The following is a 26,888-nucleotide window of genomic DNA, read 5'->3' on the forward strand; positions in this document are numbered from 1 at the left end:
GGGGGTGGCGCCCCCCCCCCGGGCCCCCCGGGGGGGGGCCCCGCCCCGGGTGGCCGGGATGGCGGACGCTGCGCCCCGGATGACGTGGGTCGACGGCGTGCAGCTGCGTTTGCGGCTAGAGTTCAAGGACGCGACGGTAGCTCAACGGACCGCGGCCATCACGCAGCCGCAGCCTCAGTTCCAACCCGGTGGCCGGCAGCAGCACGCCCTGACTGGGCAGCGTCGTCCAGCCGGCGCCCGGCTGCCAGGCGCGCACATCGAAGAACTGGACATCGTGCGCTACGGCCAGCCCGCGTGACTGCTCAGGTGGCGGCAACGGATAGCGATCCGATGGCGGCCCGCTGGCCCGCCACAGGGTATTGCCCTGGCGCCACCAGCGCACCCGCTGCCAGCGCAGCCCGTCGCTGCCGACGCTGCGGGTGATCTCCAGCGCGAAACTGCCGTCGGCCTGCCGTTCGCTGACCAGCGCCGGCGGCAGCAGCCGCTGTGGCTCGTCAGCGGGGCGTACCGCACCATTCATCAGGGCATCGTCCGCACGCATCTCGATGTCGCGCTGGAACTGCTGCAGCACCCGCAATGCGGCATTGGTGCCTGCATCAGCCTGGCGCAGTCGCTGGTCACTGGTGGACACGCTGTCCAGCGCACGCCAGCAGATCACGGCCAGCACGCCCATGAGGGTGATCGCGATCATCACTTCGATAAGGGTGAAGCCCTGCACGCGCCGTTTCACGGTGCAGCGGTCCATGGCAGCAGCATGCGTGCCAGCGACTGCGTTGGTGCATCCTCCGCCACCACGATGAGCTCCAGCTGAGGCTGCCCGTCGCTGCCGCTGCCCAGATGCTGCCGCACCAGGAAGCGGCTGCGACCCTGCACGCAGCGCTGCTGCACATCCGCGGGCGGTTGCGCGGCCAGCCGCAGTTCCTGCCAGCGGTCCTGTGCGCACAGCAGTGCCAGACGTCGGTCGCGCAGCCGCGACTGGTCATCGGTTGCCACTGCCACCGAGCGCATCACCGCCGCCAGCGCGACTGCCACGATGGCCAGTGCGATCAGTACCTCGATCAAGGTGAAACCCCGCCGCGGCCGCATCACTGCACGACCTGCAGCTGTCCACTGCCGTCGTCGCGAAGGCGCAGCTGTCGCCCCTGCAGCGACAGCGCCAGCTCCCACGGCACGCCGATCCATTCCGGACTCAGTTCGATGGCTGCCGCCGGCTGTACGGCGATGCCCGGGCTCTGCCACCGCTGGGGGCGCAGCAGGTCGTCGCGCTGCACGTCGGTCCAGCGGTCGCCCTCGCGTCGGCTGAAGCGGTAGCCCTCGGCATCCGCCTGCCAGCGGAGGCTGCGGCCATCGATGCGGGCCTCATCGCGTGCCAGCTGCAGGCGTTGCGCCAATCGCTCGCCTTCCTGACGGAGCTGGCGCGCAGGATCGAGCAGTGTGCCCAGGCCCAGGCCGATGGCCGTTGTACAGATGCCGATGATGACCAGCACCACCATCAGTTCCAGCAGGGTGAAGCCGCGCGGGATGCGCCGCATCGACATCGCCTCCTGTGCCTGCCGATCGCGGACAGGGTAGCGGCGGATGATGAAACAAAAGCGTCAGCGGCGACTGCTAGCGTGGTGGCCGTCAATGTCGACGAAGGTGCGGAACATGGACGGCAGGCGCTGGGATCGCAATCACCTGCTGACACTGCTGGCGGCGACGCTGCTGCTGGCCGTGATGGCCTACTGGGGCATTGCCCTGCTCGCTGCAGGACCACCCGCGGCGGCCAGCGCGGTAAGGCCGTCGACACCGGCCCGGCCACCGTTCGACGCTGCGGCCAGCGCTCCGCTGGTGCGGCTGCTGTCACCGGGTGCGATCCACACCGAGGTAGTGGTACTGGGTGTGATGGCCAGCGCGCACGCACCGCTGGCACTGCTGTCGGTCGATGGTGGCGCTGTCGATGCCTATGTGCCGGGGCAGCGCCTGGGACCGTCCACGGTACTGGCCGGCATCGGCGCAGAGACCATCGAACTGCAGCAGGCGGGGCGGTCGCGCAGCCTGCCGGTGCCCGCGCTGCCGCCCGTTCCTGCCGACGGCATCGTGCCTGCCGCTGCGGGGCGGCACTGAGGCGCGATCAGCGAGAGGGGCGCTGCGGTGTCACCGAGCGACCAAAGGCGTCGCCCATCCGTTGCCGGGTGCCTTCCAGGTTGTACTGCATGAGCTGGTTGCCGGGCTGCCGCATCAGCCGCTCCGACTCGGGCAGGCGCGGTGATCGTGCACGTGGCGGTGCCGGTGCGAGCCTGCGCTGCAGACATTCCCAGGCCGGAATGCGCTCTCCGTTGACCTGCACGTCGATGCAGGGCGGTGTGTCCGCGCGCGTTGCGCGGTCATCGGCGTGCGCAATCGGCATCGCGATGGACGCGAGCAACGCCACGGCAGGCCAGCGCCATGCAGTCAGGATCATGCTCATCTCCTATCTCCCGCCACCCCATGTCGGCTGCTTCATGGACGGGTGGCGGGCGCAGTGTCCGCCTGCGTGCATTCCGCCGCCGTCAACAGATGACAGTGCTGTCACAAAACTGTTGGCGGCTTTGACGCGCCCTGCACGTCCTGTGGGTAGACCCACGCGCCGCTCCCTGGCCACTTCCTTCGATACGACGCGATGCCTTCAATGACGCCTGTTCCGTGCCGAGCTGTCCGACTCCCGCTGCGCCTGCGTCCGCGGGCACTCGCGCTGGCCGTGGCGTCCCTGCCATTGCCGCTGCTCGCGCAGGATGCCACGCCGGCGGCCAGGGTGAACATCAACGAGTACATCGTGCGCGGCAACACCGTACTTGATCCGCGTCTGATCGAGCGCGCCGTTGAGCCCTATCTCGGCCCGGGCAGGACGTTGGCCGACGTCGAGCAGGCGCGCGATGCAGTCAGCGCGCTGTACCAGCAGGCGGGATACCAGTCGGTGTACGTGGAACTGCCCGAGCAGCAGGTCAGTGCCGGCGTGGTGCTGCTGAAGGTGCAGCAGACGCCGATCGGCGAACTGCGCGTGGTCGGTGCGGCGCCTGCTGCGGCGGCGCGGATCCGCGCACGGGTACCGGCGCTGGCCGAGGGCCAGGTGCCGGATTTCGACCGGGCGCAGAAGGAACTGACCGCGCTCAACGAAGGCGGTCGCCGCCAGGTGATGCCGCTGGTCCGTGAGGGAAAGACGCCCGGCACGATGGACGTGGACCTGCAGGTGGAAGAAAAGTCGCCCTGGCGAGCGAGCGCCGCACTCAACAATGACCGCAGTGCCGACACCGAGAAACTGCGCCTGAGTGCCTCGCTGGCGCATGACAACCTGTGGGGACGCGGGCACAGCGCCAGTCTCGGCGTGTTCCTCGCTCCGCAAGATACCGATCAGGCCAAGGTGTTCTCGGCGTCGTACACGCTGCCGTTTGAAGGCAGCGCCTGGAGCCTGGAGGCATCGGGCTATACCTCCGACAGCCGTGTGCTCAATGCCGGCGGCCAGGGGGGCGCGGGAACCGGCACCAACGTGATCGGCAATGGTCATTCGATCGGCCTCAAGCTCAATTACCGCCTGCCCGGCAGCACTGCATGGTGGCGGCAGCTCAGCCTCGGCGTCGACTTCAAGGACACCGAGGAGGACACCTGGATGGGCAGCGACAACCTGAAGACTCCCCTGAAGTACGCACCGCTCACGCTGGCATTCGTGGGTGTGCGCCAGGGCGAACAGGACCAGCTGAGCATCAGCACGCAGCTGGTGGCCGGAACCCGCCGCCTGTTCGGCTATGGCAGCAATGGGTACGACTTCAGCCAGAAGCGGGCGTGGGCCGATCCCAGCTTCGTGGCACTCAAGGCCGATGTGTCGAATACGCATACCTTCGGCAGCGATTGGCAATGGTATGCACGTGGGGCCCTGCAGGTGACCGATGCGCCACTGGTCTCGGCCGAGCAGTTCGCCGCCGGTGGCATGTACACCGTGCGCGGCTACCTGTCGGCCGAGGCGATCGGTGACTACGGCGGTGTGGCGAACCTGGAATGGCGCACCCCGGCATGGCCGCTGTGGAGCGGCAGCCAGCTTCGCGTGTACAGCTTTGCCGACGCGGCCTACCTGCGCCTGCGGCGGCCGCTGCCCGAACAGCGCGACCAGTACAACCTGGCCTCGGTCGGGCTCGGCGCGCAGCTGCGCCTGGGAGATCACCTGCAGTTGCGCCTGGACTATGCGTGGCCCTATGCCGATGGGCCGGTGACCCGCAAGGACGACCCGCGGCTGCATTTCAACATCAGCACCAGTTACTGACCCTTCCCTTGAACATGCGTTCTCCGGAGACCCCTCGCATGGACCGTTTGCTTTCCCGGATGTTGCTGCTGCTGGCCGCGCTGATCGCGCTGCCCGCCGCTGCGGCCGATGCCAGCTGGTGGCAGGCCGAATGGAAATACCGCAAGCCGATCACGATCGACGCAGGCCCGCAGGGTGCCGGTCTGGCAGGCGATCCCGGTCGAACCCCGCTGCTGCTGCGCCTGCATACGGGCAACTTCGGTTTCGACGGCACCCAGGATGCCGGCAGCGATCTGCGTTTCGTGTCGGCGGACGGGCGCACCGTGCTGGCGCACCAGATCGAACAGTTCGACCCGGCGCTGGGGCTGGCCCTGGTGTGGGTGGATGTGCCGGCCGTCAGCGCCGCCGCACCTCAGACGATCTGGATGTACTACGGCAACGACAAGGCGCCGGCCAGTGGGAATGGACAGCAGGTATTCGATCCGGACTACACGCTGGTCTACCACTTCGCCGACGCCAATGCCCCGGCACGTGACACCACGGCCTACGGCAACAATGCGGGCGCAGTGGTGCCGGCCGCCGAAGGTTCGGTGATCGGTCGCGGCGTGCAGTTCGCCGGCACTGCGCTGCCGCTGCCAGCCAGTGCTTCGCTGGCGCAGGAGGCCGGCGCGCCATTGACCGTGTCCGCGTGGATCAAGCCGGGTGCACAGAATGCGGCGCAGGCCATCTATGCCCGTCGCGATGGCAGCGCGGAACTGCTGCTGGGCATCGACAACCGGGTGCCGTTCGTGCAGCTCAATGGCCAGCGCAGCACGCCTGCGCAGCCGATTCCGGAGGGACAGTGGGCGCATCTGGCGCTGACGGCAGAGAAGGGGTCGCTGCAGCTGTATCTCAATGGCCGCGTGGTGGCGCAGCTCAGCGGCGAACTTCCCGCCCTGTCCACCGCAGCGGTGGTGGGTGCTGATGCGCCGGGTGCCGAGCAGCCGCTGGCCAGCTTCGACGGTGCGCTGGATGAACTGCGGATTTCGCGGGTCGCGCGCCCGGCGGCGCTGCTGCTGGCCGATGCCACCGCGCAGGGCGCTGACTCACGCCTGATCAGCTATGGCGCCGATGAGCAGTCCACGGGCCAGAGTCACTTCGGCTTCATCCTGAAGGCGATGCCGTTCGATGCCTGGGTGGTGGTGGCCATCCTCGGCCTGATGATGCTGATGTCGTGGGCGATCATGATCGCCAAGAGCCGTCACTTCGGCCGCACCGGCAAGGCCAATGCGGTGTTCACTGATGCTTTCGGCAAGCTGGCCGGCGTGCCGCTGCGCACGCTCTCGGACATGGACCGGCAGGGCCAGGCACCGGCGGCCATGCGCGACGGTTCACTGTGGCGCATCTACCAGGTGGCCATCGATGAGATGCAGCAACGCCACCAGCGCGACGGCAACGGCGGCTATCTGAGCGCGGCGACCATCGCGGCGATCCGCGCATCGATGGATGCGGTGATGGTGCGCGAGCAGGAGGCGATGTCGCGTCGCATGAACTGGCTGTCCACCACCATCGAAGGCGCGCCCTATGTGGGCCTGTTCGGTACGGTGATCGGCATCATGCTGGTGTTCGTGGTCGCGGCGATGGCCGGTGCGGTGGACATCAACTCGGTCGCGCCGGGCATGGCGGCGGCCTTGCTGTGTACGGCCGCCGGCCTCGGCGTCGCGATCCCGGCACTGTTCGGCTACAACTGGCTGGGCGCACGCGCCGAGGCCATCGGTGCCGACATGGCCGTGTTCATCGACGAATTCGCCGCCCGCCTGGCTGAAGAGCAGGACGGGCGCGGCCCGGCCACGGTGCAGGGCTGAGGAGCGCGTCATGGCCCAGAAGGCGAAGTTCGGCATCAAGAAGCGCGAGAAGGGCATCAACGTGACGCCCTTCGTCGATGTGCTGCTGGTGGTGCTGGTGATCTTCATCCTCACCAGCAACGCCTCCATTCCCGGCATCGAGGTCAACCTGCCGAAGGCCAGCAACAGTGTGGCGCTGGAGAAGCCCAAGACCAAGGCGATCACCATCGATCCCAGCGGCCAGGTGTTCCTTGACGCCTACCCGGTGACGATGGCCGAGCTGGAGGACCGCCTGCGGACAGAGCGTGCGACCTCGCCGGACTTCCCGGTAATCGTGCGTGGCGACGCCCAGGTGCAGTACGCGCGCGTGGTCGAGGTGCTGGATCTGCTGCGGCGGCTGGAACTGGCCCAGGTTGGCCTGGTCACCGGCAAGGCACAGGGCTGAGGCATGACCGGCCCTCATTCCCCACGGCCGGAGCCCGGCATGCGTGACCGCCCGCTGCTGGTGACCGTCGCGCTGGTGCTGGCGGCGCTGCTGGTAGTGGGCGCCGTGCTGTGGTGGCTGCTGTTCAAGGACACGGCCAGCACCCGCCGCCCCGTGGTGCAGCCGCCGATGCTGGCGTTGCCACCCCCGCCGCCACCCCCACCGCCGCCGCCTGAGAAGCCCCCCGAACCGGAGACCCCGCCGGAGGAGACCCTGCCCGAGCCGGAGCCGCTGGATCAGCCGACCCCGGCCGAGGAGCCGACGCCGACGCCGGACAACGCCGACCCGGTGACCATGAACGCCGACGCGCAGGCGGGCGGTGACAACTTCGGCATCCAGGCGGGCAGTGGCGGCGGCGCGTCCGGTACCGGTCGCGGTGGTGCCGGCAATGCCACCTATGGCCGCTATCTGGGTTACCTGATGCAGCAGGCGATTGCGCGCGATGCGCGGGTCAAGCGCCTGGCCTTCCAGTTGCAGGTGAACGTGTGGCTGGCGCCGGATGGGCGCCTGGAGAAAGTAGAGCTGGTGCGCGGCAGCGGCAATGAAGAGGCCGACGCCGCCGTGCTCGACGCGCTGCGCCAGATCGGCCGGGTGGACCAGCCGCCGCCACCTTCACTGGACTTCCCCGCGCGCGTGCTTGTGCAGGGCCGCAGGCCGGGGGCGTGAACCGTGATTTCCCCGATTTCCCTTCTTCCGATGAGAACCGTGATGAACAACCACGTCCGCGCTCGAACCGACTCCCGCCCGTCGCGGCCGGCCCGACGGGCGCTGCTGTGCTGCGCTGTGCTGCTCAGCCTGGCGGCGCCGGCCGGTGCAATGGCTGCTGAGACCACCATGATCAAGCTGATCAAAGGCCTGATGGCCACTGGCGCGCTCAAGCCCGAGGACGGCCAGGCGCTGCTGGTGCAGGCCGAAGCCGAGGCAGCAGCAGCCCAGCGCGGTGCTGCCGGTGCTGCATCGGCCAGCAGTGGAGGCATCGCGCTTGAGGCGGGCGATGTGCGTGTGCCCTATGTGCCGCAGAGTGTCCGTGATGGCATCCGCGACGAAGTGCGCCAGGACGTAATGGCGCAGGCGAAGGCGGAGGGCTGGGCGGCGCCGAATGAGGTCGCCGAATGGACACAGCGCATCAAGGTGACCGGGGACGTGCGTGTGCGCAGCGAGTCGCGCTTCTATGGCGATGACAACAGCGGCATCGTCAGCAACTGGGCCGCGGTCAATGCGGGCAGTGGATTCGACACCAACACCAATACCAACCTGCAGCTGCCGCCCTTGCTCAACACCCGACAGGACCGCCGTAACCTGTGGCGCATCCGCGCCCGCCTGGGGGTCGAGGCCATGATCGGCGATCACACCACCGCTGGCATCCGCCTGGCCAGCGGCAGCAGCAATGGCCCGGTGTCCACCACCGAGCAGCTGGGGGGCGGCCTGAGCAAGAAGGACGTGTGGCTCGACCAGGCATGGCTGGCCTACAGTCCGGCTGACTGGGTGACCGTGCGTGGTGGCCGTTTCGGCAATCCGTTCTGGAGCAGCGACACCCTGTTCTCCAACGATCTGAACTTCGATGGACTGGCCGCCAACCTGAAGTACGGGTTCGGCGACGGCGATCTGGACCTGTTCGGCACCCTTGCCGTGGCGCCGCTGGAGTACACCTCGGACAGCCTGCAGAGCCGCAGCGGAGAGAAGTCGCCGAACGAGAACAAATGGCTGTCCGGCGCGCAGGCTGGCGTGAACTGGCGCTTCAACGACGACAACGCACTGCGGGCCGCACTGGGCTACTACGACTTCAAGAACATCAGCGGTCGGCTGTCCTCGCCCTGTGCCCTGTACTCCGGCGCCGTCGGCTGCGACACCGACTGGTCGCGCCCGGCGTTCATGCAGAAGGGCAACACCCTGATGCTGATCCGCGACATCGCGCTCAATCCGATGGATCCGGCCGGCACGCCGACGCCGCAGTATGTCGGCCTGGCGTCCGCCTTCCGCCTGGCCACGCTGAACCTGCGTTGGGATACCCGGCTGGCGCAGGACATCGGACTGCGCCTGGAAGGCGACTTCATCCGCAACCTGGCGTACGACACGCAGGCGATGTTCCGCCGCGCCAACAACGGCATCGTCAACAATTTCGGTGCGGGTGAAGCTCCCGGCATCGATACGTTCCGCAGCGGCGACACCGCGTGGATGCTGCAGGCAACGTTCGGCGCCACCGACCTGAAGGAGAAGGGGCAGTGGCAGGCACTGCTGGGCTACAAGCGGATCGAGGCCGATGCGCTGCCGGATGCCTACAACGATCCGAACTTCCATCTGGGTGGCACCAACGCGCGCGGCTATTACGTGGGTGGTGCCTATGCGTTGGACGCGCGCAGCTGGATCAGCGGCAAGTGGATGGCTGCCAAGGCGGTGTCGGGCCCGCCGCTGGCGATCGATGTGTTCCAGCTGGAGTTCAACACCGGCTTCTGAGCCGCCAGCGATGACGGGCCGGCACGAAACGTGGCGGGGGTGCAGCGATGCGCCCGTCTAGGGAAAGGAGACCACGCGTGGCAACAAGGAGGAGTGTGATGAGCCGTCGCAAGCTGTTCGAAAATCCCGGGACGTCCAGCCAGATGCTGGGCATCGGTCCGGCCTATGTCTCGGTGGAGGGCCTGCGCCAGCACCTGGCCGAGTTCCTGCTGTACGCCGGCCGCCCGGTGGTGATCATGCGCGGGCGCAGCGAGGTGGGCTATTTCCTGCCGTCCCGCTGCTGGCGCCAGCGTGACGACGATCCGCTGGCGGCCGCCGCGGCCAACCAGATGCTGGATGCCGCGGGTTTCCAGGCCGAGGACATCCAGCAGGTGGAGCGGGAGTTCAACGCGATGCGCCGGCGCACCGTGCTGCACCCGCGCCGTTAGCGCTTTCCGGGAGCGGCGTTCTGGCCGCGTTCGCTGGTGATGCGCGCCCCTTCGCGCATCACCAGGGTGACCGGGGTCTTCTCGACCACCTCCAGCAGTCGCTGCCATTGGGCATCGTCCAGCGCAGCGCTGGCATGCAGTATGCGGTGCACATGGAAACGGCCATCAGGATCGCGCTCCGAACGCAGTTCGGCATGGAACTCACCCAGCTCCCAGCCCTTGCGCTGGGCGTACATGCGCAGGGTGATGGCGGTGCAGGCGGCCAGTGAGGCCAGGTACAGGTCGAACGGGGCGAATCCCTTGCCCTGGCCGCCCAGCGAGGCCGGCTCGTCGGCGTTGACATCGAAGGTGCCGTTGCTGATGTGGTGCAGGTAGTTGTCAGCCGTCGAGACAATGCGTGCGTAGGCCATGGGCTTCTCCTGTGCGGGGGATGTGGGGCCGGATCAGGCGCGGTGCCGCGCGGCCATCACCGGTGATGATCGGGTGGCAGGGCTATCGTGACAATGGGACTGACGATCCCGGGAGTGGCGGGTGCCGTGGTGCGGGCTGGGCGTGATGGGGTGCCGCGCCCTACAATCACGTCCCGGACCGTCGCCATCACGCCCATCATTCCCCGGTCCGGCCTGGCACCTATGTCTCCCAATGCCCTGGCGCTGGTCGAGCTGTTGATCCGCGAGCGCCGTGCGTTGTCACGCTTCATCGCGCGCTACCTGGACCCGGCCAGCACCGAGGACACCCTGCAGAACCTGTACCTGAAGGCCAGCAGCGTGCCCGGCGATCCGCCGATCCTTGAACCGCGCGGTTACCTGTACCGCATGGCGTACCATCACGCCCTCAACCGCAGCCAGGCCGACGCACGCGAACGGCGGGCGATGGCCGAGTACGCGTGCGAGGTCGGCGATGCCGTTGGTGGTGAGCAACAGGCGCTGGACCAGGCGCAGCTGCGCGAGATCACCCGGACCATCCTTGCGCTGCCGCCGCAGGTGCGGGAGTGTTTCGTGCTCAACCGCTACCTGGGCCTGAGCGAGCGTGAGATCGCCGCCCGTCTGGGCATTTCCAAGAGCCTGGTCGGCAAGCATGTGCTGCGCGCGGCAATGCTGATCCAGCAGCACCAGCAGGGCGCACGCCGATGACCCGCAATTACCGTGGGCAGAGGCCGCCCGCCCTTGTCACAACAGTCACGCGCACCAGTTCGTGGTGCGACAGGCTACGACCATGACCACGTCCGAACCCTCGCCGCGACAGGCCAGGCATGCGTTGCGCTGGGTGATCCGGTGCAGTGCAGGCCCGTTGCCGGACCGGCAGCAGCGGGCCCTGCAGCGATGGCTGCAGGCCGATCCGCGCCATGCCTTGGCCTGGCGCCGTCAGCAGGCATTCTGGGACGGCCTGGACGCGGCTGGGCCGGAGGTGCTGGCCGCACTGCCGGCACTGACCTCCGATCGCCAGGGCCTGCGCCCGATCGCCCCGCGCAGGCGCCTGTCTTGGTGGTGGGCCAGCGTGGCCGCGGTGGTGCTGGCGGTCCCAGCCCTCCCCGGGGTCGCATTGTGGGCGCGCAGCGATCTGCGTAGCGGCGATGCACCCCGTGTGGTGCAACTGGAGGATGGCAGCACGATCGTGCTGGATGCCCGCACCGCGCTGGCCGTCGCATTCGATGGGGATCAGCGGCAACTGCGGCTGCTGCGCGGCCAGGCGTGGTTCCGGGTCGCGCATGAAGCGCGGCCGTTCCGGGTCGAGGCCGGCGGTGGTCTGATGCGCGACATCGGTACCGCGTTCAGCGTTTCGTTGCAGGACGCGGTGGTGACCGCCCAGGTCAGCGAAGGGGTAGTGGACGTACATCCCGGTGATGGCAGCCTGCAACGGCTGCATGCAGGGCAGGCACGCGCGTTCCGTGACGGACGCTGGCTGCAGCCGGTGAGCAGCCTCGCCAGCGACGCGGTGGCACCCTGGCGGCGCGGTGAGGTTGCCATCGACGATCTGAGCGCGGCACAGGCCATCGAACGGTTGGCGCGCTATCGGGCCGCACCGGTCTGGGTGCTGGGGACAAAAGCGGAGCAGATCCGCGTCAGTGGCCTGTTCCATCTGCGCCAGCCGGACCCGGCCATCACCGCAGTGGCGGCCCAGGCGGGCCTGCGCGTGCAGCGGCTGCCGGGTGGCGCGCTGGTGGTCTGGTGATGCCGGCAGGGTTTAGATCGCGATGAAAAAAGCCTGAAAAAAGCGTGGGCAGCCTGCAGCGTGCGCTGTCTATAGAGGTACAGCCAGAGCGAAACACCGTTTTTCCTCAAGCCAGACACACCACCGGCAGCAGCTGTGCCCGTGGTTTCCCCACGCTTGAGGAGTTCCGTCCATGCCGTCCACGGCGTCTGCCTGTCACCGTCGCGCCACCACACTGGCCCTGGCCATCTGCACCGCACTGCTGCCGCTGGCCCGGGTGCCGGCCGCGCAGGCGCAACCCAGCACAGCGGCGGCGCTGCGCCAGTACGCCATCCCGGAGCAGTCGCTGGCAGACGCGGTACGCGCGTTCGGGCGCCAGGCCGATGCGCAGGTGGTGTTCCGCAGCGACCTGGTCGAAGGGCGTCGTTCCAGCGCAGTGCAGGGCCAGTACAGCCAGATGCAGGCGCTGCAGCGGCTGCTGCAGGGCAGTGGGGTGCGTGCCCAGCGAGGCCTGGATGGCACCTGGAGCCTGCGCGCCGCGGCGGACGCAGCGCAGGCATCGGCCGAGGGGGAAGGGGTGCGGGTGACCGATACGCTGGACGTCGCCGGTCGCCTGCAGCCGGAAGGCGGCGAAGCGCGCGATCGCCGTGGCTATGACGACGTGTTCGCGCTGGACCTGACCACGGTGTATTCGGGGCGGGACCGGGTGGAGCGCTTCCGCGGCGCCAACCCGGCCGACGTGGTCAAGGATCTGGTCGGCGTTTTCAGCGGCGATGCGCGCAACAGCGGCGCGCTGGACATCAACATCCGCGGCATCCAGGGGCCGGGGCGGGTGCCGGTGAGCATTGACGGCGGTGAACAGGCCCTCACGGTCTGGCGGGGCTACAACGGCGTCAGCAACCGCAACTACATCGATCCCAACCTGATCGGTGGCATCCAGGTCATCAAGGGGCCCGGCCTGGTGCGTGACGTGCACAGCGGCATCGGCGGCGCGCTGGTCATCAGGACCATCGACATCGATGACGTCGTGCCGGCAGGCGAACGCTTCGGCGGGGAGCTGAAGATAGAAGGCAGCAGCAACGCGGTGGCGCCACGCCTGCCACGCCTCCACAGCGGCGAGGACTACCGGACGGTGCCGGGTTTCCCGCAGGGGTCGCCGAACTCGCCCTATGACGACCGTACCCTGGTGGTGCCGGTGCAGTCGCGCAGCGGCAACAATCCATTCGATGGCGAGGACCAGGCGTGGCGACTGGCGCTGGGCCTGCGCGGCGAGACGGTGGACGTGATGGCGGCCTATGCCTGGCGCCGGCGTGGCAACTATTTCTCCGGCAGCCAGGGCAGCGACTACTACGACCAGGACCCACGCGAGCAGTACGAGTACCAGGGCATCGACTACATCACCACGCTGGCCCGCTACTTCAAGCCGGGTGATGAAGTGCCCAATACGTCGAGTGAACAGGAGTCGTGGCAGCTCAAGGCGACGTGGCAGATCAATGACGACCAGCAGCTGAAGGCGAGCTGGCGGCACACGCTCTCGCACTACGGCGAGATCATGCCTTCGCGCATCCTGTCGGCGCCGGACTACGGCCGCATCCAGTGGCCGTTGAGCCGCGTCGACTCGGATGCCTGGAACCTGGAGTATCGCTGGCAGCCGGCCGGCAGCCGCTGGCTGGATCTGTATGCCAATCTGTGGCGCACCGAAACCGACAGCGATACCTATACCGCGGGCGGCTTCCCCAACTTCGCGCCGGGCAATCCGCAATGGGACCCGGAAGCCAGCCCGATCCTGCGCAACACCGCTCTGGCCAACGCGCGCAACGATCGCACCGGCCTGACGGTCAGCAACCGCTTCGCGTTGCACTCCAGCCTCGACCTGACCGTAGGGGGCAACTGGCAGTACGAGAGCCTGGGTTCGCGCGATCCCTACTTCGGCACCACTGATGGCTGGCGCATGTTTCCGCGTGCCGGCCGCCGCCAGGAGGGCGAGGGCTACCTCAACCTGGAATGGCGGCCGCTCGATGTCCTCACCCTCAACGCCGGCGTCCGCTACAGCCGCTACTGGGCCTTCGACGACTTCCTCGACGCGCACCCGGAGCTTCTGACCAAGGGGGTGGGCAGCAAGCAGGCTACCTATCGGGTCAACGAGCTGCCCGAGCGACCGGCCAGCCTGCAGGCAGAGATCGATGCGCTGGAAGCAGAACGCGAGTTCTGGGAGAGCATCGGCATGGGCTCGGTGATCGATGATTCGATCCGGGGACTGCTGGCCTATTACGAAACACCGCAGGCAGTGGAGCACAACATCGCGTGGCTGCCCGACGCCAACGGCAACTATGCCCGTGCCACCAACCCGTGCCTCAACGGCGAGGTGGCTGCGATCCCGGGCGTACTGCCGTTGTTCGCCGGCAGCGACCTGGTCTGCAGCATCGGCAACACCGTGCAGGCGCGGCCGGTGGATGGCAGCAACCGGCGCCAGCGCGATCACGCGTGGCTGCCCACTTTCTCGGCGACGGCGCATCTGTCGCCTGCCGCGCGCATCTACCTGCGCTACAGCGAAGCAGTGCGTTTCCCGAGCATGTTCGAAAGCACCATCGCCTTCTCCAGCAGCCTCAACCCGCTGTATGACCTCAAGCCGGAGCATGCCTACAACTACGAGCTGGGTTACGTGCACGACCTGTCGGCGCTGTTCGGAAACACCGCCGACGCCGACGTCAAGCTGGCCTATTACGTGCACAAGACCCGCAACGTGATCGAGCGCGATGCCTACTTCCTGTTCGACAACATCGACAAGCAGACCATCCGCGGCATCGAACTGCAGGCGCGCTTCGACAACCGCCGCTTCTTCACCGATCTGGGCATCGCCCGCACGCTGGAGAACGAGGTCTGCGACGAGAGCAGTGCCGTGCTGCTGGATGCCAACCGTGGCCTGGTCCCGAACTGCGTGCAGGACGGGTTCGTCAGCGGCTACCTGCTGACCCAGGCGATTCCGAAGCTGTCGGTCAACGCGTCACTGGGCACCCGCCTGTTCGACGAACGACTGGAGCTGGGCAGCCGCATCATCCACTACCGGCGCCACGAAAACCCGGACCTGCAGGCCTACCGCGACCGGTTGCTGGCCGGTGGCAGCAGCCTGCTCTGGCAGAACGTGCCCTTCACCTGGGGAAACATCACCACGGTGGATGCGTATGCGCGCTGGCGCTTCAACGAGCACGCCAGCGTGGAGCTGGTCGGCAGCAATCTCGGCAACCGCTACTACGTCGACCCGGCCACGCGGTCCACGCTGCCGGCGCCGGGCCGCACCCTCAAGCTGGGCATCACCGCACGCTTCTGAGCACCTGCATTCAAGCGTTGTACCCGTAGTTCCCTCAACCCAAGGAGCAACACCATGAAAATGATCTCCCGTTCCGTCCTGGCGGTCGCCGCCTCCTTCGCCCTGGCCGGCGCGGCGCAGGCAGCCGACATCGTCGGTGCGGCCAGCCCGGTGACCGATGCCGAGCTGTATGTCGCCGTCGGTGATTCCCAGGTCAACGGTGGCCCGCACTCGGCCGGCAAGGCCGGTATCGGCGTCGGCACCGTGTCCAACGCCCGTCGCGTCGATTTCCAGGGCCTGGCCAGCTATTCGGTGCCGACCACCATCAATGGCACCACCGTGCGCACGCTGGCCATGCCGATCACCGGTGCACCGGGCAGCCACGCGGGCATGGGCCACTTCAACTTCGTCAAGGTCGGCAGTGGCGATGTCTGGTTCGGTGAATGGTCCAAGGACGGCGCCGCAGGTGGCTTCAACAACCGCCAGGTCTACTTCGTCGGCGACCGTGCCGGCACCACCCTGCCGGCCGGCGTGGCCACCTACAGCGTGGCTGGCCTGAACAAGTTCAACGGCAGCAACCTGCTCAGCGGAACCTTCCGCGCCAACTTCGGCACCGGCACTCTGCTGGGCGGCCTCAGCGGCGGTGGCCTGTCGGTCAACATCAACGCCACCATCAACAGCGCCACCGCCTCGTTCGCAGGCGCGGCCACCGCCAACGGTTCGGTCAGTGGCACCACCCAGGGCCAGTTCTTCGGTGCCAATGCCGCCACCCTGGCCGGTATCGCCACCTTCGCCGGCAACAGCCAGTACGACACCGCCTTCGGCGGCAGCAAGAACTGATCGCCACGCCCCTGACGGGGCAGGGCAGGGACAAGCCGCGATCCGCCAGTCCCTGCTTCGGCCCGCTGCATCGCTTCACACCGGATCGACCATGCGCCTCCCTCTTTTCTGCCTCCTTCTGCTGGCGCTGACCGCCACGGCGCACGCCCAGCAGGATGACCTGCGCCGCGTGCTGGAGCAGGGCAACGACGTGCGCCATCAACGCCAGGACCAGCAGCGGCTGCAACAGGCCGAACCGGATCGGCCGACCGTCACCCTCGATGGCCGGACCCTGCGCGTGGAGCGCACGGTCGACGACCTGGGCCAGGCGCTGTACCTGTCGTTGCAGCACCAGCAATGGCCCGCCGCGCAGGCCTTCCTGCACGAGTACATTGAACTTCCCGGCCATGACCCGCTGCTGCGCCACTACGCGCAGGGCGCGCTGGCGCGGGTTGCGGGCGAGCATCATCGCGCGGCCCTTGAGTACGAGGCCCTGCTGGCCCGGCAGCCGGATTTCCTGCCTGCGCGGCTTGAACTGGCGCGGGTCTACGCCGAGGACCAGCGTGACCGGGAGGCGACGTCGCTGTTCACCGCGATCGCCGCCGACATCGATGACCGCGACCCTGCCACCGCCGGCGTGCGCGGCCGGGTGCAGGGGTATCTGCAGGCGCTACAGGCGCGGCGGCGCTGGAAGGGCGCACTGTCCGCCGGACCTGCATGGAGCGACAACATCAACCGCAGTTCGGCCAGCCGCACCTGCCTGTTCGGCGTGGGCGAGGACTGCATCATCGAGCGCAGGTTGCCCGATGCCCAGCGCGCACCGGGGGTGGACTACGACGGCAGCCTGGAACGCCGCTGGGCACTGGCCGGCCACCACGGCCTGTATGTGCGCGGGTTGGCCTTCGGCCAGGCATGGAAAGACAACCGCGCCTACAACGAACTCAACGCCACTGTGCAGGTGGGCTACAGCTGGCGCAGTGCGCGGCACACCCTGCTGCTGGCCCCCGGCTACGACTATCAGGCACTGGGTAACCGTACCCTGCAGGGCGCCGCAGGCGCGCATGCGGAATGGCAATACGCACTGGACCCGCGCAGCCTGCTGAAGCTGGAGGCGGACTGGAAGCGCCAGCGCTATCGGCAACCGGGGCTGGCCGACAACTACGATGGCGCGATGGGAGCACTGTACGCCACCTGGTTCCGTGCGCTCACTGCGCGCTGGACCGTCTTCGCCGGCATCGATCTGGCCGACAGCGGGGCGGCCGACGCGGCCAATGCCTATCGCCAGCGCGGCCTGCGCGTCGGCGCGGCGCGGCAGTGGAGCGGCACGACTGCCACGCTGTTCCTTTCGCTGCGCGAGCGCAGCTACGATGCCTGGAGTCCGCTGCTGGAAGCGCGCCGGCACGACGACGAGCAGAACCTCATCGCGCTGGTACGCAGCGAACGGCTGGCGGTGGCAGGCCTGGTGCCCAGCCTGAGCCTGCGCTACACCCGCATCGACAGCAATGTGGACTGGCTGTACAGCCATGACCGCAGCCTGCTGAGCCTGAAATGGGAGCGTGCGTTCTGACCGCGGGCCGGGCACACAGCGTGTTTGGCCAAGGTGAATGCGATCTCGCTGTTGTCTTCATCCGTCATCACGCGTTCTTGTAGGGCAACTCGCGCATCCTGCGGGCATTGCGGCCGGATGGGCCGCGCGTGTCAGGGAGTACAGCGTGCTGGAGTCGGGCGATGAACGGGAGGGGCTGCAGGGGCTGCGGGTGCTGGTGGCCGAAGATGAATTCGCCATTGCGATGTTCCTGGCCGACTATCTGCAGCTGAAGGGCGCGCACGTCGTGGGCCCGGCCGGTGACCTGCGCGAGTTGGCGCGTCTGGTCGATGATCACCCGATCGACGTCGCCCTGCTGGACATCAACCTGGGTGGTGAGCAGGTGTACCCGCTGGCCGACCGCCTGTCCGAGGCGGGGACGCCGTTCCTGCTGACCTCCGGTTACGACGACAACCTGCCGAGCCGCTTCGCCAGCGCGCCGCGCTGCCCCAAGCCCTACCATATCGACGCGTTGGCCCGGCAGCTGGCCGGACTGGTCGCCGCACCGCGGGCTGCTGCGGGCAAGGTCTGACTGCGCGGCATGGGCCGGCGATTGGATACCGCTGCTCGCTCGTCCGTGCGCGGCACAGCACCTCCGGCGCATCGTCTGGGTGGACTGCATGACGGCATGGCTGTGCGCATCGCGCGCCATGACTGGTCAGGGACGCCGCTTGGCCCGACTGGGCGGTGGCCGGCGCATCTGCGCGCCACCGTGGACATGATGCTGGCTCATGGGTTTCCCATGATCATCCTGTGGGGCCAGGAGCTCATCCAGCTCTACAACGACGGCTATGCCGAGATCCTTGCCGACAAGCATCCCGCTGGCCTGGGGCAGCCCACCCGCGACTGCTGGCCCGAGGTCTGGCACATCAACGGGCCGATCTACGACCGGGTCTGGCAGGGTGAGACCGTCACGTTCGAGGACAAGTTGTACCCGCTGGCCCGGCAGGGCCGGCTGGAGGACGTCTGGTTCACCATCACCTACAGCCCGCTCCGCGGCGAGGAAGGGCAGGTGGGCGGTGTGCTGGTCACCATGTTCGAGACCACGGCAGCGCACGTGGCACAGGCCGCGCGTGAGCGCGAGGAGCGGCGGCGGCAGGAGAGCGACCGGCGCCTGGCGCTGGTGTTCAAGGTATTGCCGGTCGGCCTGTGCATTGTCGATGCGCAGGGGCGGATGCAGCTGTCGAACGACCAGATGCGCGCGTATCTTCCCAGCAGCCAGGTGCCCTCGGCCGATCCGGTCAACCAGCACCGATGGCAGGGCTGGCATGCCGATGGCAGCCCGATCGCACCCGAGGATTTCGCCATTGCACGGGCCCTGCGCGGAGAAACCGTGGTGCCCGGACTGGAGTTCCAGTTCACCCACGATGATGGGTGTGTCCGCTGGACGCGGGTCGCGGCGGCGCCGCTGCGAGATGTCGACGGCGAGGTGACCGGCGTGTTCGCCATCGCGGTGGACATCGATGATCTCAAGCGTGCCACCGAGCGGCAGGCGGTATTGCTGGCCGAGCTGCAGCACCGCGTGCGCAACATCATGGCCACGATCCACGCCATCGCCTGGCGCACACGCGAGTCGGTCGACAGCGTGGACGAGTACGCTGACCGCCTGTGCGCACGCCTCATGTCGCTTTCTCGCACGCAGACCCTGCTCACCCGCAGCGCCAATGCCGGGGTGAGCCTGCGTGGCATGCTGGACCAGGAGATCGCGGTGCAGGGACACGCGCCCGACGGATTCCTTCTGCAGGGCGAGGAGGACGTGCTGCTGCCGCCCAAGGCGGCCGAGGTGCTGTCGCTGGCGGTCCATGAACTGGCCAGCAACGCGCTCACGCACGGCGCATCGGTGCACAGCGATACGCGGATCGAGGTGTCCTGGTCGGTGCAGGACATCGACGGTGAGGCTTGGCTGGACCTGCACTGGTGCGAGCGGCGCGCGGTGAACGACGACTGGGTCGTCCCTTCGCATCGCGGGCTGGGTCGGGCGCTGGTCGAACAGCGCATTCCCTACGAGCTTGGCGGTAGCGGCGAACTTGCGTTCTCACCCCAGGGCGTGGATGCGTGGATCCGCTTGCCGCTGCGCGAGCGCGACAGCCTGCTGCAGACTGATGCCACCTCCAGCCTGTCGCCGCCGCGCGGGTAGCGCCTGCGTTCCTTCAATGGCTGGCCGGGTCAGTGCGTGGCGGCTGCGCCGATCAGGGTGCAGGCGAGCGCCATCGCGACCGGTACCGCCAGATGACGCGTCGCCAGCGCGGTGCCCGTGGTCATCAGCGAAGCCAGGGCAATGCCGAGCGCGAGCACCGGCTGGCCCTGCAGGAACTGGTGGATGCAGCCGGCGCATCCAGCGACGGCCAGGCCAACGGCGAAGCAGACATGGAGCAGGGAGGCAGCATGCATGGGGGTTCCTCGCGGTGATGCCGTGGGTAGCGGCCGGCGCCGGGGCAAGTTGAGCCGCGATCTTCCATTCCAACGAATGGATCACATTGTGTGCGCGCCACGGTTACGGTGGGCGACCTAGGGTGGTGCTGCAGAAACATTCGAAACCCGTACGAGGAGGCAGCGATGGCACGAACGATTCCCGAGGGGACGCTGGTGGTGGTGGCCGATGGTGGTTCGGCCCGGGTGTTCACCAATGTCGGCAGCGCGCAGCAGCTCACGCTGAAGCAGGAGGGCGAACTGCGGCTGCAGGACATCAGCGAGACGGGCGTCTCCGGGCAGGGCCCGGCCGGTGCCGTTCCCAAGGACATGTCCATCGCCCAGCTCAACGAAGCGACCTTCGCCAAGCAGGTGGCCGAACAGCTCAACGAGGATGCGCTCAACAACCGCTATGCCCACCTGCTGCTGGTGGCCGACCCCACCACGCTCGGACGGATCCGTCCGCTGCTGCACAAGGAGACGCAGGCACGGTTGCTGGGCGACATCGCCAAGGACCTGACCAACGCGCCGCTGGCAGACATCCAGCGCAGCCTGGCGGGGTAACGCCTGTGCCCTTCATGCGCACGCACCTGTCCAGCGAGCCGTCACGCGCCGAAGTGGAGGGGCGCGACGGCTGGCAGCTGCTGGAATTCGGCGCGCCCTGGTGCGGCCATTGCCAGGCGGCACAGCCGGCGCTGCAGGAGGTCGTGGAAGCACATGATCTGGCGCACTGGAAGATCGAGGATGGGAAAGGGCGGGCGCTCGGGCGCTCGTTCCAGGTGAAGCTGTGGCCCACGGTGATCCTGCTGCACGACGGCCGGGAAGTGGCACGCGTGGTGCGTCCGCGCGTGCGTGCCGATCTCGCCGCGCTGGAGGGCGCGCTGCCGGACTGAGGGCACGCTGCACCGGGGACTGCGGCCGCACTGCAGCATGCGATGCACGGGCACTGGTGCTAGCATCGGTACACCATCTGAATCGATCCAAATGCCGATGCCCACGCTGGACCGTCGTCTCCTGATCGCCTTCGCCGCCACCGCCATGCTCGCCTCCGGCGCGGCCTGGGCAGCGCCTTCGAAGTCCGCCGCCGACAAGGCGTATGCCTCGGTGGACCCCTTCATCGGTACCGGTGGTGAAGGGCATACCTACCCCGGCGCGACGATACCCTTCGGCATGGTCCAGCTCAGCCCGGACACGCGCATCCAGCCGCGTGAGAAGGCCTACGGCTGGGCCGCCGGATACCGTTATGACGACAGCAGCATCGTCGGCTTTTCGCACACCCACTTCTCCGGCACCGGGCATTCTGATCTCGGCGACATCCTGGTGATGCCGTTCACCGGAAACCCGGGATTGGAACGCGGCGACCCCGAACGGCCCCGCAGCGGCTATGCGTCGCGCTTCCGCCATGACGACGAAAAGGCCGAACCGGGCTACTACGCGGTGACCCTGGACGATTACAAGGTGCGCGCCGAACTGACCACCAGCGCCCGGGTCGGTGTGCATCGCTACGCCTTCCCCAAGGGCGTCGATGCCAAGGTACTGCTGGACATGCGGACCAGCATGTACGACTACCCGGGCAAGGTGCTGTGGTCGCGGGTGCGGGTGCGTACGGACGGCACCATCACCGGTTTCCGCGAGACCCGCGGCTGGGCGCCGGGGCGCCAGCTGTATTTCGCCATGCGCTTCTCGCAAACGTTGGCAGGCCATGCGCTGCACAACACCGAGCAGGACATCGTGTACAAGGGCTTCCCGCCGCCGGGTGAGAAAGATCCGGCACAGCGCGCACAGATCGAAGGCCGCCAGCTGGTCGGCACGTTCGATTTCGGCAGGCTGGATGCTCCGCTGGTGGTGAAGGTGGCGATCTCGCCCGTGAGCGAGGCCGGTGCGATCGCCAACCTGGATGCCGAGGTCGCCGACTTCGACTTCGACCGCGTGCGCGCGCAGGCCCGGCAGGAATGGACGCAGGCACTATCGGTGCTGGACATCGATGCGCCGGAGCATGCGCGGCGTAGCGCCTACACCGCCCTGTACCACACGATGCTGGGGCCGACGCTGTTCATGGATGTGGATGGCCAGTATCGCGGCCCCGACAACGCCGTGCATGTCGCCAAGGGGTATGCCCACTATTCCACGTTCTCGTTGTGGGACACCTACCGGGCGCTGCATCCGCTGCTGACTCTGGTGCAGCCGGAAAAACGCAACAGCGACTTCATCAACTCGATGCTGGCTCACCACGAACACAGCCCGTACGGCATGCTCCCGGTGTGGTCGTTCCACGGCCTGGAAGACTGGTGCATGATCGGTTACCACGCGGTGCCGGTCATCGCCGACGCCTATGTGAAGGGCATCCGCGGCTTCGACGCCGCAAAGGCGCTCGACGCGATGGTGGAGACCGCCAATTACGGTCCCTACGACGGCATCGCGCAGTACCGTGAGCTGGGGTATGTGCCCATCGATGAAGAGGGCGAAGCGGCCAGCAAGACCCTGGAATACGCGTTCGACGACTGGACCATCGCGCGCATGGCGCAGGCGATGGGCAGGAGCGAGATCGCGGCGACATTCGACAAGCGTGCGGCGAACTGGCGCAATGCCTTCGACAAGGACACCGGCTTCATGCGTGCGCGCAAGCGCGACGGCAGTTTCCGCACCCCGTTCGATCCCAGCGCCAGCGGCTACGGCACCGACTACACCGAGGGCAATGCCTGGCAGTACTCGTGGTACGTCCCGCAGGACGTGGCGGGCCTGGCCGCCGCGCATGGCGGCAGCGACCGGCTGCTGGCGAGGCTGGACGAGGTGTTCAACGCCACGGTCGATCCGGCGGTCTTCGAGCACATGGAAGACATCACCGGCCTGATCGGCTGGTATGCGCATGGCAACGAGCCCAGCCATCACGTTGCGTACCTCTACGCCCACGCTGGTCAGCCCTGGCGCACGCAGGCGCGCCTGAAGCAGATCATGGACACCCAGTACGCCGACCGTCCCGATGGCCTGGCCGGCAACGATGACGTGGGCCAGATGTCGGCGTGGTACGTGTTCACCGCGCTGGGCTTCTATCCGGTGGCGCCCGGCTCGGGGGAGTACATCCTGGGCCGCCCGTTCCTGCCAAGGACCGCCATGCGCCTGCCCAACGGCAGGACCTTCACCATCGTGGCCGAGGGGCTGGATGACAGGCACACCTATGTGGGCAGTGTGTCCCTGAACGGCAAACCGCTGCAGCGCACCTTCCTGCGCCACGACGAGATCATGGCCGGGGGCGAGCTGCGCTTCACCATGCAGGCCGAGCCGAACAGGGACTGGCCCGGGCAGGGCGCGCAGGCGCCGTACTCGATGTCAACGCCGTAACGGTAGCGCCGGGCCATGCCCGGCGGCTTTGCCGTCACACCATCCCGCCATTGGCTCGCAGCACCTGGCCATTGATCCAGCCGCCGTCGGTGCCAGCCAGGAAAGCCACCGCGCCGGCGATGTCGTCCGGCGTGCCCAGCCGCTCCAGCGGATTCATCTGCGCCAGGCGCTCGATCAGTTCCGGCGACTTGCCCTCCAGGAACAGGTCGGTCGCGGTCGGGCCGGGTGCCACGGCATTGACCGTGATGCCACGGCCACGCAGCTCCTTGCTGAGTATCGCCGTCAGGGTTTCCACGGCCGCCTTGCTTGCGGCGTAGACACCGTAGTTCTCCAGCTTGAGGCCGACCACGCTGGTGGACAGCGCGACGATGCGGCCGCCGTCGCGGACGCGTCGCGCGCTCTCGCGCAGCACGTTGAAGGCGCCCTTGAGATTGATGGCGGTGACCCGATCGAACAACGCGTCGTCGGTGGCTGACAGCGGCGCAAGCTGCAGCACTCCGGCGCTGTTGACCACCACATCGATGCCCTTGAATCGAGCCTCGACGGCATCGAACAAGCGGCTCACCGCCTGCGGATCGGCCACGTCGGCCTGCAGCGCAATGGCTTGGCCGCCGGCGGAGACCAGCTCGGCGGCCAGGGCATCAGCCTCTTCGCGGCGGCCGGCATAGTTGATCGCAACCGCATGGCCGTCGGCCGCCAGCCGACGCGAGATCGCGGCGCCGATGCCGCGGGAGCCGCCGGTGACCAGGGCGACGGTACGGGGAGAGGAGCTGGACATGAAGGCTTCCTTCGAAGACGCGCCCGCGTGGCGCCCCATCATCTTGCTGGTTCCTGCCGCCCGGATAATCATGGAGAATCCGACAACATCATCCGGATGTTCGAACAATGGATCGATTCACCGCCCTGCGCGCTTTTGTCCGTATCGTCGAACGTCGCAGCTTCACCCGCGCTGCAGAGGACCTGGGGCTGCCGAGGGCCACGGTGACCGACGCGATCAAGGCGCTGGAGCGGCGGCTGGGAGTGAGGCTATTGCACAGGACCACGCGACGGGTGGTGCCGACCCTCGAGGGCGAAGCCTTCTATGGCCGCTGCCTGCGCCTGATCGCCGACATGGACGATGCCGAAGCCGCATTCCGTGATGTCCCGCCGCGCGGCACGCTGCGCATCGAAGTGCACGGAACGCTTGGTCGGCACTTGTTGTTTCCGCACCTGCCCGAGTTCCTGCAGCGCTATCCCGACATCGAGCTGGACGTGAGCGAGGGGGATCGCTACGTGGATCTGCTGCGCGAAGGCGTGGATGCCGCGCTTCGGGTCGGCACCCTGGCCGACAGCGATCTGGTCGCGCGGCGCCTGGCACTGCTGCGCGAAGTCACCGTTGCCTCACCGTCCTACGTGGGTTCGCATGGGCTGCCGGACAGCATCGACGCGCTGCTGTCCGGTCATCGGATGGTCGGTTTCCGTTCCGGTGCCAGCGGACAGTTGATTCCTCTGGAGTTCCAGCAGGCCGGGCAGGTGCGCCATGTGCCTCTGCCGGCAACCGTACGGGTATCCGGCGCAGATGCCTTCCTGGGGGCGGCACTGGCGGGGCTCGGCATCATCCAGGCGCCGCGCTACCGGCTGGATCCCTATATCGAACGTGGTCAGTTGCTGGAGTTGCTGGCGGAATCGCCGCCCACACCCAGCCCGTTGAGCCTGGTTCACCCGCGCAACCGCACGCCGTCGCCGCGGTTGCGGGTATTCATCGACTGGATTGCCGGCGTGTTTGCGCCGGACCGCTAGCGCCCGGCAGGGCCAGCTCGAACACGGTGCCCGATGCGTCGGAGACCACGCTCACCGATCCACCATGGGCCTGCACGATGGCGCGGGTGATCGCCAATCCCAGCCCGGCGCCCTCGTGCCGGCCGCGCTCGCCGCGGAAGAACCGGTCGAACAAGCGGGGCAGTGCCTGCATGGGAATCGGCGGACCGAGGTTGTGGACAGCAATCCGGCTCGTGGGCCCGGTGCCGTCCAGCCGCACCACGATCTCCGTACCCGGCGTGGCGTGCTGCAGGGCGTTGGAAAGCAGGTTGGCGACCGCCCGGTGCAGCATCAGGCGGTTGCCGTTGGCCTCTGCGCTGCCTTCCCGCCGCAGCGTGAGCTGGCGCTCCTCGGCCAGCAGATCGTAGAACTCCAGCAGCGCATCGACCATCGCATCCAGCGCCACCCCCTCGCGCGAGGGCAGGGCGCCGGGTGCTTCGGCCTGGGCCAGATAGAGCAGATCGCCCACGGTCTGTGCCAGCCGTTGCAGCTCTTCCGCGCAGGAGAGCAGCGTCTCGCGATAGGACTCGTTGCTGCGGGGGTGCGCGAGCACCACCTGCACCTGGGTCAGCATGTTGGTGATCGGCGTACGCAGTTCGTGGGCGAGGTCTCCGGAGAACCCGCTGAGGCGCTCGAAGTCCTGTTGCAGCCGCGCCAGCATCCCGTTCAGGCTCTGCGCCAGCTGTTCCAGTTCGACGGGCACGTGCTCGGCCGTGAGCCGGCGCTGCAGTCGTCCGGCGGTGATATGGCGGGCCTCGTCGGCCAGCGTGCGCAGTGGGCGCAGCGTCTGCCGCACGACGTAGCCCCCCAGCAGGCTGCTGGCCACGGCAGCAGTGACCAGAGCGACGGCCAGCAGGTGGCGGAAGCGCTGCAGGAAGTCCGCATGGCGCGCATCGTCGATCGCCAGCAGGGTGGCCAGGCGGCTGCCATCGGCCAGCGTCTGCCGCAGATTGAGGGCGTGCAGGCGGCTTCCGTCGGCCAGCGTCCAGTCATGGCGGCGCGGTTCAGTGTCGGCGGGTTGGGTCCGCGCATGCGCGCGCAAGGCCTCCGGCGCGGTGGAGAAGAGCACGCCGCCCTGCTCATCGACGATGTGGAAGGCGATATCGGGATGGTGGCGCAGCGCATCGCCCAGGCGCTGGGCGCGCTCATCGGACGTGCCGCTGCCGGCGAGGTCGGCGATCAACGCGGCCTTGTTCTCCAGTTCGGCGAAATCCTGTGCGACCAGATCATGGCGCGCGCTCAGATAGATCGCCACGCCCAGTGCAGCAAGCACCAGCGTACCGACCGTGGCGAACAGCACGGTGAGGCGGACGGCAATGGAGCGTCGCAGGCTCATTGCGGTTGCGCTGCTTCGACCTCGGGTGCCTCCAGCACGTAGCCCATCCCGCGCACAGTGACCACCAGCTTTTCGGCGAAGCCATCGTCGATCTTGGCGCGCAGGCGGCGTATCGCCACATCGATGACATTGGTGTCGCTGTCGAAATTCATGTCCCACACCTGCGAGGCGATCAACGAGCGTGGCAGGACCTCGCCGCGCCGTCGTGCCAGCAGCTCCAGCAGCGCGTATTCCTTCGGGCTCAGTGTGATGCGCTGGCCACCGCGCTCCACGCGCCGGCGCAGCGTATCCACCACCAGATCGGCGACGACGATGCGGTCAGGCTGAGACTGGCCCTGGCCGCGTCGCAGCAGGGTACGCACGCGTGCCAGCAGCTCGGCGAAGGCGAAAGGTTTGGCCAGGTAATCATCGGCACCCAGTTCCAGCCCCTGCACGCGGTCGGCAATGCTGCTGCGCGCCGACAGGAACAGCACCGGCACCTGCCACCCCGCATCGCGCAGGCGCGACAGGACGTTCCAGCCATCGAGACCGGGCAGCATCACATCGAGGATGACCAGCTGGTACTCGCCGCCTGCCGCCAGATGCAGGCCGTCCACGCCGTCGCAGGCGAGATCGACCACGTAGCCCGCTTCGATCAGGCCCTGTCGCAGGTAATTGCCGGTCTTGGGCTCGTCTTCGACGATCAGCAGCTTCATCGTGTGCAT

The 26,888-nt window shown here is 67.9% G+C and carries 27 protein-coding genes; 18 read left to right on the forward strand and 9 right to left on the reverse strand.

Annotated features, from left to right (window positions below):
• Positions 1–115: 115 nt before the first annotated feature.
• The 3 genes from ACVOMM_RS01520 to gspH are packed head-to-tail and all read right to left on the reverse strand — an operon-like array spanning position 116 to position 1,532.
• Positions 116–730: a prepilin-type N-terminal cleavage/methylation domain-containing protein gene (locus tag ACVOMM_RS01520; RefSeq protein ID WP_180875282.1), complete on the reverse strand. Its 615-nt coding sequence runs from the start codon at positions 728–730 to the stop codon at positions 116–118.
• Positions 727–1,086: a type II secretion system minor pseudopilin GspI gene (gene gspI, locus ACVOMM_RS01525; RefSeq protein WP_219631540.1), complete on the reverse strand. Its 360-nt coding sequence runs from the start codon at positions 1,084–1,086 to the stop codon at positions 727–729. The genes ACVOMM_RS01520 and gspI overlap by 4 nt, the downstream gene beginning before the upstream one ends.
• The gene (gspH, locus tag ACVOMM_RS01530) at positions 1,086–1,532 is read right to left on the reverse strand and encodes a type II secretion system minor pseudopilin GspH (RefSeq protein ID WP_065183020.1); all 447 of its coding nucleotides are present in this window, start codon (positions 1,530–1,532) and stop codon (positions 1,086–1,088) included. Before gspH ends, gspI begins: the two co-directional genes overlap by 1 nt.
• Before the next feature lie 115 nt (positions 1,533–1,647).
• On the opposite strand from gspH, the gene ACVOMM_RS01535 reads away from it, so the two are divergent.
• A complete protein-coding gene (locus ACVOMM_RS01535) occupies positions 1,648–2,106 on the forward strand; it encodes a general secretion pathway protein (protein ID WP_128988298.1) in 459 nt (152 codons plus the stop codon).
• Between the two features lie 7 nt (positions 2,107–2,113).
• On the opposite strand, the gene ACVOMM_RS01540 is transcribed toward ACVOMM_RS01535, so the two are convergent.
• On the reverse strand, positions 2,114–2,389 hold the full coding sequence (locus ACVOMM_RS01540; protein WP_231108720.1) for a hypothetical protein: 276 nt from the start codon (positions 2,387–2,389) through the stop codon (positions 2,114–2,116).
• Positions 2,390–2,650: 261 nt separating this feature from the next.
• Here ACVOMM_RS01540 and ACVOMM_RS01545 point away from each other — a divergent pair, with 261 nt between their 5' ends.
• The 6 genes from ACVOMM_RS01545 to ACVOMM_RS01570 all read left to right on the forward strand — a co-directional run bounded on the left by ACVOMM_RS01545 (position 2,651) and on the right by ACVOMM_RS01570 (position 9,441).
• Positions 2,651–4,273: a ShlB/FhaC/HecB family hemolysin secretion/activation protein gene (locus tag ACVOMM_RS01545; RefSeq protein WP_180875258.1), complete on the forward strand. Its 1,623-nt coding sequence runs from the start codon at positions 2,651–2,653 to the stop codon at positions 4,271–4,273.
• A gap of 38 nt (positions 4,274–4,311) precedes the next feature.
• Positions 4,312–6,096 (forward strand): DUF2341 domain-containing protein, encoded by a 1,785-nt coding sequence (locus ACVOMM_RS01550; RefSeq protein WP_180875257.1) that lies wholly within the window; start codon positions 4,312–4,314, stop codon positions 6,094–6,096.
• A 10-nt stretch (positions 6,097–6,106) separates the two neighbouring features.
• Positions 6,107–6,520 (forward strand): ExbD/TolR family protein, encoded by a 414-nt coding sequence (locus ACVOMM_RS01555; protein ID WP_053516303.1) that lies wholly within the window; start codon positions 6,107–6,109, stop codon positions 6,518–6,520.
• A gap of 39 nt (positions 6,521–6,559) precedes the next feature.
• Positions 6,560–7,225 (forward strand): cell envelope integrity protein TolA, encoded by a 666-nt coding sequence (gene tolA, locus ACVOMM_RS01560; protein WP_180875256.1) that lies wholly within the window; start codon positions 6,560–6,562, stop codon positions 7,223–7,225.
• A 42-nt stretch (positions 7,226–7,267) separates the two neighbouring features.
• A complete protein-coding gene (locus tag ACVOMM_RS01565; RefSeq protein WP_346475127.1) occupies positions 7,268–9,013 on the forward strand; it encodes a putative porin in 1,746 nt (581 codons plus the stop codon).
• 98 nt (positions 9,014–9,111) lie between these two features.
• Positions 9,112–9,441, forward strand: coding sequence for a hypothetical protein (locus ACVOMM_RS01570; protein WP_065182343.1), 330 nt, complete (start codon positions 9,112–9,114; stop codon positions 9,439–9,441).
• Here the strand turns inward: ACVOMM_RS01570 and ACVOMM_RS01575 are convergent.
• Positions 9,438–9,851: an OsmC family protein gene (locus tag ACVOMM_RS01575; protein ID WP_180875254.1), complete on the reverse strand. Its 414-nt coding sequence runs from the start codon at positions 9,849–9,851 to the stop codon at positions 9,438–9,440. The genes ACVOMM_RS01570 and ACVOMM_RS01575 overlap by 4 nt on opposite strands.
• A gap of 222 nt (positions 9,852–10,073) precedes the next feature.
• Here ACVOMM_RS01575 and ACVOMM_RS01580 point away from each other — a divergent pair, with 222 nt between their 5' ends.
• From ACVOMM_RS01580 to ACVOMM_RS01610, 7 genes are all read left to right on the forward strand, one after another.
• A complete protein-coding gene (locus tag ACVOMM_RS01580; protein ID WP_053516292.1) occupies positions 10,074–10,574 on the forward strand; it encodes an RNA polymerase sigma factor in 501 nt (166 codons plus the stop codon).
• Between the two features lie 82 nt (positions 10,575–10,656).
• Positions 10,657–11,613 (forward strand): FecR family protein, encoded by a 957-nt coding sequence (locus ACVOMM_RS01585; RefSeq protein WP_180875253.1) that lies wholly within the window; start codon positions 10,657–10,659, stop codon positions 11,611–11,613.
• A 172-nt stretch (positions 11,614–11,785) separates the two neighbouring features.
• Complete coding sequence (locus ACVOMM_RS01590; RefSeq protein ID WP_481525799.1) at positions 11,786–14,920, forward strand: TonB-dependent receptor; 3,135 nt, start codon at positions 11,786–11,788, stop codon at positions 14,918–14,920.
• Positions 14,921–14,974: 54 nt separating this feature from the next.
• Positions 14,975–15,739, forward strand: a complete 765-nt coding sequence (locus tag ACVOMM_RS01595) for a Slam-dependent surface lipoprotein (protein ID WP_065176177.1) — start codon at positions 14,975–14,977, stop codon at positions 15,737–15,739.
• Between the two features lie 91 nt (positions 15,740–15,830).
• Positions 15,831–17,285, forward strand: a complete 1,455-nt coding sequence (locus ACVOMM_RS01600) for a surface lipoprotein assembly modifier (RefSeq protein ID WP_164152784.1) — start codon at positions 15,831–15,833, stop codon at positions 17,283–17,285.
• 145 nt (positions 17,286–17,430) lie between these two features.
• Positions 17,431–17,835, forward strand: coding sequence for a response regulator (locus ACVOMM_RS01605; protein WP_065176179.1), 405 nt, complete (start codon positions 17,431–17,433; stop codon positions 17,833–17,835).
• Between the two features lie 9 nt (positions 17,836–17,844).
• Positions 17,845–19,440: a sensor histidine kinase gene (locus tag ACVOMM_RS01610; protein ID WP_481525800.1), complete on the forward strand. Its 1,596-nt coding sequence runs from the start codon at positions 17,845–17,847 to the stop codon at positions 19,438–19,440.
• Between the two features lie 29 nt (positions 19,441–19,469).
• On the opposite strand, the gene ACVOMM_RS01615 is transcribed toward ACVOMM_RS01610, so the two are convergent.
• A complete protein-coding gene (locus tag ACVOMM_RS01615) occupies positions 19,470–19,694 on the reverse strand; it encodes a hypothetical protein (protein WP_053516280.1) in 225 nt (74 codons plus the stop codon).
• 165 nt (positions 19,695–19,859) lie between these two features.
• Here ACVOMM_RS01615 and ACVOMM_RS01620 point away from each other — a divergent pair, with 165 nt between their 5' ends.
• The 3 genes from ACVOMM_RS01620 (at position 19,860) to ACVOMM_RS01630 (ending at position 23,051) form a co-directional block, all read left to right on the forward strand.
• A complete protein-coding gene (locus ACVOMM_RS01620; RefSeq protein WP_053516277.1) occupies positions 19,860–20,276 on the forward strand; it encodes a baeRF12 domain-containing protein in 417 nt (138 codons plus the stop codon).
• A 5-nt stretch (positions 20,277–20,281) separates the two neighbouring features.
• Positions 20,282–20,605: a thioredoxin family protein gene (locus ACVOMM_RS01625; RefSeq protein ID WP_481525801.1), complete on the forward strand. Its 324-nt coding sequence runs from the start codon at positions 20,282–20,284 to the stop codon at positions 20,603–20,605.
• A 91-nt stretch (positions 20,606–20,696) separates the two neighbouring features.
• Entirely contained in the window at positions 20,697–23,051 is a 2,355-nt protein-coding gene (locus ACVOMM_RS01630; RefSeq protein ID WP_481525802.1) for a GH92 family glycosyl hydrolase, read from the forward strand.
• Between the two features lie 34 nt (positions 23,052–23,085).
• Here the strand turns inward: ACVOMM_RS01630 and ACVOMM_RS01635 are convergent, their stop codons facing one another.
• Positions 23,086–23,829: an SDR family oxidoreductase gene (locus tag ACVOMM_RS01635; protein ID WP_481525803.1), complete on the reverse strand. Its 744-nt coding sequence runs from the start codon at positions 23,827–23,829 to the stop codon at positions 23,086–23,088.
• 107 nt (positions 23,830–23,936) lie between these two features.
• On the opposite strand from ACVOMM_RS01635, the gene ACVOMM_RS01640 reads away from it, so the two are divergent.
• The gene (locus ACVOMM_RS01640; protein ID WP_065176182.1) at positions 23,937–24,830 is read left to right on the forward strand and encodes a LysR family transcriptional regulator; all 894 of its coding nucleotides are present in this window, start codon (positions 23,937–23,939) and stop codon (positions 24,828–24,830) included.
• Here ACVOMM_RS01640 and ACVOMM_RS01645 read toward each other — a convergent pair.
• Positions 24,790–26,184 (reverse strand): heavy metal sensor histidine kinase, encoded by a 1,395-nt coding sequence (locus ACVOMM_RS01645; RefSeq protein ID WP_111186898.1) that lies wholly within the window; start codon positions 26,182–26,184, stop codon positions 24,790–24,792. The two genes, ACVOMM_RS01640 and ACVOMM_RS01645, sit on opposite strands and share 41 nt — an antisense overlap.
• Positions 26,181–26,879: a heavy metal response regulator transcription factor gene (locus tag ACVOMM_RS01650; RefSeq protein WP_263174407.1), complete on the reverse strand. Its 699-nt coding sequence runs from the start codon at positions 26,877–26,879 to the stop codon at positions 26,181–26,183. Before ACVOMM_RS01650 ends, ACVOMM_RS01645 begins: the two co-directional genes overlap by 4 nt.
• Positions 26,880–26,888 lie beyond the last annotated feature (9 nt).

This window comes from Stenotrophomonas sp. STEN009 (genome assembly GCF_056760395.1).

Bases quoted from the DNA above. Each gene is read 5' to 3' on its own strand.
- gspI (WP_219631540.1), bottom strand. From the start codon at position 1,086: ATGCGGCCGCGGCGGGGTTTCACCTTGATCGAGGTACTGATCGCACTG.
- gspH (WP_065183020.1), bottom strand. From the start codon at position 1,532: ATGCGGCGCATCCCGCGCGGCTTCACCCTGCTGGAACTGATGGTGGTG.
- ACVOMM_RS01535 (WP_128988298.1), top strand. From the start codon at position 1,648: ATGGACGGCAGGCGCTGGGATCGCAATCACCTGCTGACACTGCTGGCG.
- ACVOMM_RS01540 (WP_231108720.1), bottom strand. From the start codon at position 2,389: ATGCCGATTGCGCACGCCGATGACCGCGCAACGCGCGCGGACACACCG.
- ACVOMM_RS01545 (WP_180875258.1), top strand. From the start codon at position 2,651: ATGACGCCTGTTCCGTGCCGAGCTGTCCGACTCCCGCTGCGCCTGCGT.
- ACVOMM_RS01550 (WP_180875257.1), top strand. From the start codon at position 4,312: ATGGACCGTTTGCTTTCCCGGATGTTGCTGCTGCTGGCCGCGCTGATC.
- ACVOMM_RS01555 (WP_053516303.1), top strand. From the start codon at position 6,107: ATGGCCCAGAAGGCGAAGTTCGGCATCAAGAAGCGCGAGAAGGGCATC.
- tolA (WP_180875256.1), top strand. From the start codon at position 6,560: ATGCGTGACCGCCCGCTGCTGGTGACCGTCGCGCTGGTGCTGGCGGCG.
- ACVOMM_RS01565 (WP_346475127.1), top strand. From the start codon at position 7,268: ATGAACAACCACGTCCGCGCTCGAACCGACTCCCGCCCGTCGCGGCCG.
- ACVOMM_RS01570 (WP_065182343.1), top strand. From the start codon at position 9,112: ATGAGCCGTCGCAAGCTGTTCGAAAATCCCGGGACGTCCAGCCAGATG.
- ACVOMM_RS01575 (WP_180875254.1), bottom strand. From the start codon at position 9,851: ATGGCCTACGCACGCATTGTCTCGACGGCTGACAACTACCTGCACCAC.
- ACVOMM_RS01580 (WP_053516292.1), top strand. From the start codon at position 10,074: ATGTCTCCCAATGCCCTGGCGCTGGTCGAGCTGTTGATCCGCGAGCGC.
- ACVOMM_RS01585 (WP_180875253.1), top strand. From the start codon at position 10,657: ATGACCACGTCCGAACCCTCGCCGCGACAGGCCAGGCATGCGTTGCGC.
- ACVOMM_RS01590 (WP_481525799.1), top strand. From the start codon at position 11,786: ATGCCGTCCACGGCGTCTGCCTGTCACCGTCGCGCCACCACACTGGCC.
- ACVOMM_RS01595 (WP_065176177.1), top strand. From the start codon at position 14,975: ATGAAAATGATCTCCCGTTCCGTCCTGGCGGTCGCCGCCTCCTTCGCC.
- ACVOMM_RS01600 (WP_164152784.1), top strand. From the start codon at position 15,831: ATGCGCCTCCCTCTTTTCTGCCTCCTTCTGCTGGCGCTGACCGCCACG.
- ACVOMM_RS01610 (WP_481525800.1), top strand. From the start codon at position 17,845: ATGGGCCGGCGATTGGATACCGCTGCTCGCTCGTCCGTGCGCGGCACA.
- ACVOMM_RS01615 (WP_053516280.1), bottom strand. From the start codon at position 19,694: ATGCATGCTGCCTCCCTGCTCCATGTCTGCTTCGCCGTTGGCCTGGCC.
- ACVOMM_RS01620 (WP_053516277.1), top strand. From the start codon at position 19,860: ATGGCACGAACGATTCCCGAGGGGACGCTGGTGGTGGTGGCCGATGGT.
- ACVOMM_RS01630 (WP_481525802.1), top strand. From the start codon at position 20,697: ATGCCGATGCCCACGCTGGACCGTCGTCTCCTGATCGCCTTCGCCGCC.
- ACVOMM_RS01635 (WP_481525803.1), bottom strand. From the start codon at position 23,829: ATGTCCAGCTCCTCTCCCCGTACCGTCGCCCTGGTCACCGGCGGCTCC.
- ACVOMM_RS01640 (WP_065176182.1), top strand. From the start codon at position 23,937: ATGGATCGATTCACCGCCCTGCGCGCTTTTGTCCGTATCGTCGAACGT.
- ACVOMM_RS01645 (WP_111186898.1), bottom strand. From the start codon at position 26,184: ATGAGCCTGCGACGCTCCATTGCCGTCCGCCTCACCGTGCTGTTCGCC.
- ACVOMM_RS01650 (WP_263174407.1), bottom strand. From the start codon at position 26,879: ATGAAGCTGCTGATCGTCGAAGACGAGCCCAAGACCGGCAATTACCTG.